The organism is Planctomycetota bacterium, from assembly GCA_035384565.1.
Classification (GTDB): Bacteria; Planctomycetota; PUPC01; order DSUN01; family DSUN01; genus DAOOIT01.
This window is the reverse complement of record DAOOIT010000156.1, coordinates 1-1,907: the sequence shown is the minus strand read 5'-3', so window position 1 is coordinate 1,907 and position 1,907 is coordinate 1. Positions and strand designations below refer to the sequence as shown.

The 1,907-nt window shown below is 70.8% G+C and carries 1 protein-coding gene; it reads right to left on the bottom strand.

The features are described from left to right. Positions 1-1,200: 1,200 nt before the first annotated feature. A complete protein-coding gene (locus PLE19_24045) occupies positions 1,201-1,776 on the bottom strand; it encodes an HGGxSTG domain-containing protein (GenBank protein ID HPD18019.1) in 576 nt (191 codons plus the stop codon). Positions 1,777-1,907 lie beyond the last annotated feature (131 nt).

Sequence of the window (1,907 nt, the reverse complement as noted above, 5' to 3'; positions counted from 1 at the left end):
AGGCCCTGCGGCACCGCAACATCGCGACGACCGTGCGCTACACCCATCAGCCGAGTGAAGCCGTGGCGGAGGCCCTCGAAGCCCTCTGATGCCGGCTCCCCTCGCACCGCCCCTGGCTCGACCGTCCGGGGCGGTGCCTCTTCGGGCGGAGGAAGGATGAAGGGCGGGAGCTGGAAGTGCATAGGGCGCCCACACAGAGAGCTGACCTTGGAGAAGCACAGCACAGCCACAGACCGGCGCCCCCACGCCAGGAACGGCGTAAGTCCGTCCCCCCCGCGGACCTGGCGACCCGCCGCCGCGAGCGGCCCCCTCGACACCTTCCCACATACCTTCGACACGAGGCCCGAAGAAGAACACCCCGGCAGGGCCGGCCGCCCGGCGAAAGGCCGAACGTGGGGATGGAAACTTCCGTAAAAAAACCCTTCCACGCCCGCCGGGCCGCCTCCGGGCAAGTAGTCTCGGATGCATGCCCATCTGACTACTTGACCACGGCTCATGACTACTTGATCCCCCCCAAAAGCGACTACTTGCCCTGTTTTCCCAGGACTACTCGCCGATCCCGCCTCGAAGGCCCCCAACCGCCCGTTCCGAGCCTCAACACGGGCGTCAAAGTCCCGCCGAGCGTCGCGGCCCCGCGCGGCCACGGGGCGGCCCACGGCGGCCCACGTCGCGTCGTCCGGCGTCTGCGCGGCCAGGGCATCGAAGGCCGGCTCGACCGCGGCCAGGGGCCGCGATCCCGCCACGCCCCGAGGCCCAACCTGCCCGCGCACCGGCAGCTTGGCATCCGGCGAGCACGAACACCGGGAGGCCGCGGTCACGCAGGGCACAGGCCCGCACAGCGCACCGAGGGTGGGCGCGTCGTCGCTGCCCTTCGTCGCCCAGGGGCGGCCCACGGCGGCCCAGGGGCCGACCCTCTGCGCCCGCGCGACCCAGGCCGCCAGCGCCCGCGGACGGGCGGCCCCTGGGCCGACGTGTGCAACGGCTGCCGCCGGCAGATCCCCCGGGCCGTTCCCCTGCGTGCCGCCGGCGGCCACGTCCACCGCCCAGCACAGGGCCAGCAGAGGGAGGCCCTGTAGGGCGGCGAGGGGAATGTCGCATTTGTGATGAAATGCGACGTTCCGGCGATGGTGCCCGCCGGGGCCTCGGCGTAAGTCCAGACACCCCGCGGACCTGCGCGAGGCCGTTCCGGGGCGGCTCGTATCAAATCTGCGGTTCTTCTTGCGTTCCGTCGGCATCGGCCGCCTCCTGGTCGCCGGGCGTGGCCCGCTTCCCGCCCTTGCGGGCCGCCTTGTCCGCCGCCTTGACGTCCTCCAGCAACTGCGTCGCCCACTCGGCCGGCGTGGTCTTCAGCGTCGGCGCTCCGCCCTCGCGGGCAACCTTCGTGGCCTTCAGGTCCTTCAGATGCGCCCGGACGATGCGGTCGAGCTTCTCCGCCGCGTCGGCGTTCCCCTCCTTCATCGCACGGCCGTAGCGGACGAAGGCCAGCCCCATCGCCTCGACCGCGATCACGTCGGACGAACGGTTGAGGGCGAAGTCCTTCTGCACCCGCTCGACCACCGCGTCGAACCGCTCCTGCTCCTCGGCGTCGAGGATGCGCCTTGCGAAGATGCCGTGCTGGAGGTTGTTCAGGGACGAGCGAGCTTTGCCTTCCTTCGTCTTTGGCCCGGTGGACGCGCCGCCGTGGTAGTAACAGACCCGCTTGCCCGGCGTGGGGGCACGCTTGCACCGTTCGCCGGTTCGCTTGCTCCTGGCCGTGCATTGTCCGTCACTGTCCATCGCTTCGGTGTCCACGCGGTTCAGGGGGGCCTCTGGCGGCTCGCGGAGGATGCGGAAAATGCCCCTCTACACCAGCTCATCCCGAAGCTGGCGGAGGGTCTCGCCGCTGACGGCGACCTTCGTCACCAGCT

Bases quoted from the DNA above. Each gene is read 5' to 3' on its own strand.
- PLE19_24045 (HPD18019.1), bottom strand. From the start codon at position 1,776: ATGGACAGTGACGGACAATGCACGGCCAGGAGCAAGCGAACCGGCGAA.